Consider the following 6696-nt stretch of genomic DNA (forward strand, 5'->3'; position numbering starts at 1 on the left):
CTCGGCCACCGACTCGAACGCATCCTCACCACCATCGCCACCAACCCCCACACCCCCATCGGAGACATCGACATCCTCGACCGAACCGAACGGGAGCGGATGGCGGCCGCGGCGGAGTCGGTGAGCGTCGAACCGCCCACGGCTACCGCGGGCACGGCGCTGACCCAGGCGCTGGCGGCGGCGGTCGAGGACGACCCGGAGGGGCCCGCCGTGGTCGCCGGTGAGAACGCGCTGTCGTACCAAGATCTCGACGCCCGCTCTTCGCGTTTGGCGCGGGTGCTCATCGCGCGGGGCTGCGGTCCCGGCGCGGGTGTCGGAATGCGCTTGGATCGCGGCATGGAAGCGGTCATCGCGACCTGGGCCGTCCTCAAAACAGGCGCCGCCGTCGTACCCGTCGACACCCTCGACACCGCACTGCCCGACGACCTCCAAACCAAAGTCGGCCTCACCCTCGGTGATCCACCCACCGGCACCCTCGACTGGCTCGCCCTCGACGACCCCGCCGTCATCGCCGAGATCGCCGCCGAATCACCCCGCCCGGTCACCTACGCACACCGCACCCGGGCGCTGCGCGGCACCGACCCGGCGTTCGTCGGCGCGCAAGTGCTCAGCTACGACGACTTGGCCACGGCGGCCGGACGGCTGCGCGCCCGCACCGAGCTGACCTTCGAATCGCGCACCTTCCAGCACGGCAGTCCGCAGTCGCCCGCCGCGCTGATCGAGGTGGTCGCCGCGGGATCGGTGGGCGCGTCGGTGGTGCTGGTCGGCGCGGACGGCGCGCTGACGGAGTCGCTGGCCGACGAGTGGGTAACCCATCTGGTGACCGATCGGACCGGGCTGGACGCCCTCGACCCGACGGCCCTGGAAGATTTGCACGCTGTGGTGCTGGACAATGGTGTCGGCGCCGTACCGGCGGGGCCGTGGGCCGATGTGGCCGCTATCGTCGAGTTCACCGAGCTGCTCGGTAGCGAGTGAATTGATTCGCGGCCGGACACGAGCCGCCAGTTGTGTGACCATGGACACAGCTGGTTGGTTTGGAGTATCAGGGTGTCCGCTGGAAATGTGTCATGGACGTGTTCTTACAGGCAGGATGTGCAGAGTTTTCATGTTTCGCTTGTCGGGGAATAGTCTGCCGGCTCAGGGATGGGGGACCAGGGACGAAGCGGGGCTCGCGTGACGCGGCCCGCGCGGGTGCGGCCCACACGCACCCGGCGACCTAGAGTCACTACCCTTCCGCAACTGATGGCAACCGCTGTCGAGGCGAATCCGACCGGTACCGCGGTCGTGTTCGCCGACGCGGTCAGCTCACGCGGACAACTCACCTACGCGGAACTCGACGCCGAATCCACGCGTTTGGCGCGTTTGTTGATCGATCGTGGGGTGGGTCCGGAGGATCTGGTCGCGGTCGGTGTTCCGCGTTCGGTGGAGTCGGTGGTCGCGGTGTGGGCCGTGGCCAAGACCGGTGCGGGGTTCGTGCCGGTGGATCCGAATTATCCGGCCGACCGGGTCGAGCACATGGTGAAGGACTCCGGCGCCGTGCTCGGACTCACCGTCGCGCGTGTGGTGGAGGACCTGCCCAACGAAATCGAATGGCTGGTGATCGATTCCGACACCTGTGCCAGGCAGCTGGAGGACTACCCGACCGAACCGGTCACCTATGCGGATCGGCTGCGCCAATTGCGCGCCGAACATCCTGCCTACGTCATCTACACCTCGGGATCGACCGGCATGCCGAAGGGTGTGGTCGTCACGCAGGCGGGGTTGGCGAGTTTCTGTGCCGAGCAGCGTGATCGGTATCGGGTGACGAGTGCGTCGCGGACGTTGCATTTCGCGTCGCCGTCGTTCGACGCGTCGGTGCTGGAGTTGCTGCTCGCGCTGGGTGGCGCGGCCACCATGGTCGTGGTCGCGCCGACGGTGTACGGCGGTGACGAGCTGGCCGCGCTCCTGCGCAGGGAGGCCGTCACGCACGCGTTCATCACCCCGGCCGCGCTGGCGTCGGTGGATCCGGCGGGGCTGGACGAGTTGCGTGTGGTGGTGGCCGGTGGCGAGGCGTGCCCGCCGGAGCTGGTGCGGCGCTGGGTGCGCCCGCTCGCCGACGGTGATCGCGAGTTCTACAACGGGTACGGCCCGACCGAGACCACGATCATGACGAACATCAGCGCGCCGCTGGTGCCGGGGCAGCCGGTGACGATCGGCGCGCCGATCCAGGCGACCACCGAGTACGTGCTGGACGATCGACTGGTGCCGGTCCCGATCGGCGTGGTCGGCGAGTTGTACATCGGCGGGCCCCAGTTGGCACGGGGCTACCAGTTGCGCCCCGGCCTCACCGCCGTGCGTTTCGTCCCGAACCCCTTCGACCCGAACCACTCTCGTCTCTATCGCACCGGTGATCTGGTGCGCTGGACGCCGAGTGGTGAGTTGGAGTACCTGGGTCGCAACGACTTCCAGGTGAAGATTCGCGGTTTCCGTATCGAGCTCGGTGAGATCGATGCGGTGCTGGCGGCGCACGAGACGGTGGATTTCGCGGTCACCGTCGGGCACCAATTGGACAGCGGCGCGACGATTCTCGCCTCCTACGTGCATGCGGCGAGCGGACACTCGATCGACATCGACGAGCTGACCGCGCACGCCGAGCGCAGCCTGCCGGTGCACATGGTGCCGACCTCCCTCACCGTGCTGGACGAGATCCCGCTGACCCCGGTGGGCAAGCTGGATCGTCGGGCCCTGCCCGCTCCGCAGTTGCAGACCAAGGAATTCCGCGCTCCGTCGGGTGCGCTCGAGCAGTTGGTGGCGGGTGTGTTCGCCGACCTGCTCAGCGCCGGCGACGAGATCGGCGCGGACGACGATTTCTTCGAGCTGGGCGGCAACTCGCTCATCGCGACGCAGGTAGCGGCCCGGCTCGGGGCGTCGATCGGCGCGCGGGTGCCCGCGCGGACGGTGTTCGAAGCGCCGACGGTCGCGCTGCTGGCCGCCCGGCTCGCCGAATTCGACACCGGCGCGCAGCGTCCGGCACTGGTGGCGGTGGAGCGTCCGGAGCGGGTGCCGTTGTCGTTGGCGCAGCGGCGGATGTGGTTTTTGAATCAGTTCGATACCGGGTCCGCGGCGAACAATATTCCGTTCGCGGTGCGGTTGTCGGGTGTGTTGGATGTGGCGGCGTTGCAGGCGGCGGTCGCGGATGTGGTCGGGCGTCATGAGACGTTGCGGACGGTGTATCCGGCGGTGGACGGTACCGGGTATCAGGTGGTGCTGCCCGCCGCGGAGGCGACGCCGGACCTGACGCCGCACGACCTGCCCGCCGGGGAAGTCCCGGACTGGCTGCGTACGTTCGCCGCCACCGGTTTCGATGTCGCGGCCGAGGTGCCGTTGCGGCTTTCGCTCGCGCGGACCGGTCCCGACGACTACGTCCTCGCCGTCGTCGTGCACCACATCGCGGCCGATGGCACCTCGATAGCGCCGCTGGTGCGCGACTTGATGACCGCCTATGTCGCGCGCAGCGCGGGCACCGCACCCGGCTGGGAACCGCTGCCGGTGCAGTACGCGGACTACACGCTGTGGCAGCGCGCCGTGCTGGGCGAGGAGAACGACCCCCGTTCCGTGGCCGCGACGCAGATCGCCTTCTGGCGCGAGGCTCTCGCGGACATTCCGGACCGGATCGATCTCCCCACGGATCGGCCGCGTCCCGCCGCGGCATCCGGAAGCGGAGGCGTCTTCACCTTCACCGTCGACGCACCCACCCGGGCCCGGCTCGACGAACTCGCGCACGCGAATGGCGCCTCGTTGTTCATGGTTGTGCACACCGCTTTCGCGGCGTTGCTCGCCCGACTGTCCGGCTCCGCCGACATCACCATCGGCACGCCGGTCGCGGGCCGCGGCGAGGCCGAACTCGACGATCTGGTCGGCATGTTCGTCAACACGCTGGTGTTGCGGACCGCGGTGGATCCGGCGGCCTCGTTCGCCGAACTGCTGGCGGTGACCAAGGAACGTGACCTCGCCGCCTTCTCGCATGCCGAGTTGCCGTTCGAGCGGCTGGTCGAGGTGCTGGACCCGGTCCGCTCGCAGGCGCATCATCCGCTGTTCCAGGTGGCGCTGTTCTTCCAGAACATGGACCGAGCGGAGCTCGAGTTGCCCGGCCTGTCGGTCGGCGCGGTCGAACTCGACGGCGCGGTGGCCAAATTCGATCTGCAGCTGACGGTGACGCCGCAGGAAGGTCCGGACGCGGGCCTTGCCGCCATGTTCATCTACGCCACCGACCTTTTCGATGAGGGTTCGGTCGCCGAATTCGCGGCGCGCCTGAACCGGTTGCTGCGCGCGGTAGCGGCCGACCCCGATCGCGCACTGGGCGGCATCGACCTGCTCAGCGTGGTCGAGCGGGATCGAATCCTGCACGAGTGGAACGACACCCGTTACCCCGTCCGCTCCGAATTGCTGCTCGACGGATATCGCCGTGCCGTCGAAGCGAATCCGGAACGGATCGCCGTCGCTTACGAGGGCGTCGAGCTGACTTATCGTGAGTTCGATGCGCGGGTGAATCGGCTGGCGCGTTTGTTGATTTCGCAGGGTGTGGGTGCGGAGTCGTTGGTGGGGTTGGCGGTTCGGCGGTCGTTGGATCTGGTGGTGGGGATGTATGCGGTGGTGGCGTCGGGTGGGGCGTATGTGCCGTTGGATCCGGATCATCCGGCCGAACGCATCGCGCACATCCTCGACACCGCTCGCCCCCTCTGTGTCGTGACGACCAGTGCCGACGCGGCGGCCCTGCCCGAGGACGTCCGGGCGCTCGCCGTCGACACCCTGGATCTCGACGGCTTCGACGACAGCCCGGTTCGCCCGGAGGAACTACTGCGTCCGGTGTTGCCGGAGCACCCGGCGTACGTGATCTTCACGTCGGGATCTACCGGCAGGCCCAAGGGCGTCGCGGTGTCCCATGCGGCGATCGACAACCAGATCGCGTGGATGCTGGCGGAATACCCGCTGGGCCCGGACGACGTGTACCTGCAGAAGACGGCGACGACGTTCGACGTCTCGCTGTGGGGCTACTTCATGCCGTTGCGTGCGGGAGCGAAGCTCGTCGTCGCCACGCCGGACGGGCACCGCGACCCCGCCTACGTCGCGGAAACCATTGCCGGGCAGCGCGTGACGGTAACCGACTTCGTGCCGTCCATGCTGACCGTCTTCGCCGCGCACACCACGCCCGGCAGCTGCCCGACGCTGAAACACGTCTTCGTGATCGGCGAGGCGCTGCCCCCGGAGACCGTGGGAGCCGTGCTCGCGGTGTCCGACGCCGCTGTGCACAACTTGTACGGCCCGACCGAGGCGGCGGTCTCGGTGACCTACTGGCCCGCGTCGGCGGACGAGCGCAGCGTGCCGATCGGTCTGCCGCAGTGGAACACGCAGGTGTACGTCCTGGACTCGTGGTTGCGGCCAGTGCCGGTGGGTGTGCCCGGTGAGCTGTATTTGGCCGGTGATCAGCTGGCCCGCGGTTACGTGCGGCGTCCCGATCTCACCGCGGACCGGTTCGTGGCCAACCCGTTCGGCAACGGCGAGCGGATGTACCGCACCGGTGACCTCGTCGTATGGCGCAAGGACGCCGACGACGCGGTCCTCGACTATCTCGGCCGGACCGATTTCCAGGTGAAGTTCCGTGGTCAGCGGATCGAGCTGGGTGAGATCGAGACGGCGCTGCTGGCGCAGCCTTCGGTGAGCCAGGCGGTGGCGCTCGTGTCGCCTTCATCGCTGGGCGACCAACTCGTGGCCTACGTCGTCCCCGCTCCGGGAGACCGGATCGACACGCAGGCACTGCGCTCCGCGATCGGTGAGACGTTGCCCGCCTACATGGTTCCGGGCGCCATCGTGGCGCTGGATGCGTTCCCGCTGAACTCCAGCGGCAAGCTGGATCGTAAGGCGCTACCGGAGCCCACCTTCGAGACCAAGCATTTCCGTGCGCCCTCGAGCGCGATCGAGGAGATCGTGGCGGGTGTGTTCGGCGAGGTGCTCGGTGTGACCCGGGTCGGCGCGGATGACGACTTCTTCGCGCTCGGCGGCAATTCGCTGGTCGCCACCCAAGTCGTGGCGCGTCTCGGCGCGGCGGTCGGTGGCCGCGTGCCGGTGCGGGCGCTGTTCGAGACTCCGACGGTGGCGGGGTTGGCGGCGGCGCTGGAGTCGCACACGCACGGTGAGCGCGTTGAGTTGGGCAGTATCGCCCGGCCGGAGCGGTTGCCGTTGTCGTTGGCGCAGCGGCGGATGTGGTTCCTCAACCGCTTCGATCAGTCCGATGAGGCCGCGGAGCAGATCGGTTCGGCGGCCTACAACCTGCCGTTCGCGTTGCGGTTGACCGGTGCGTTGGATGTCGCCGCGCTGGGTGCGGCGCTACAGGATGTGGTCGTGCGCCACGAGGTGCTGCGCACGGTGTATCCGGAGACGGTCGACGGCCCGGTGCAGGTGGTGCTGCCCGCCGGGCAGGTCGCCTTGGATCTCACTCCGCGGGTGCTGGCCGAGTCGGACGTGGCGAGCGCCGTGTACGCCTTGGCGGCGACTCCGTTCGACGTGACGGCCGAGGTGCCGTTGCGTGCCGTCCTCATCCAGGTCGACGGAGCGCCCGAGACGTATGTGTTGGCGGTGGTGGTGCATCACATCGCGGCGGATGCGTCGTCGATGGGTCCGTTGGTGCGGGATGTGATGGTGGCGTATGCGGCGCGTACT

Annotated in this window: 2 protein-coding genes; both read left to right on the plus strand. The window is 68.5% G+C overall.

Annotation, left to right across the window (positions count from 1 at the left end; genetic code table 11):
- The coding region (locus ACIHAX_RS37650) for an AMP-binding protein (RefSeq protein ID WP_364439855.1) at window positions 1–975 on the plus strand (975 nt) is incomplete at its 5' end.
- Between the two features lie 168 nt (window positions 976–1143).
- A partial coding sequence (locus ACIHAX_RS37655; RefSeq protein WP_397282438.1) for an amino acid adenylation domain-containing protein occupies window positions 1144–6696 on the plus strand: 5553 nt, incomplete at its 3' end.

It is taken from the genome of Nocardia sp. NPDC051929 (assembly GCF_044548645.1).
In the GTDB taxonomy this organism is placed as follows: Bacteria; Actinomycetota; Actinomycetes; order Mycobacteriales; family Mycobacteriaceae; genus Nocardia; species Nocardia sichangensis.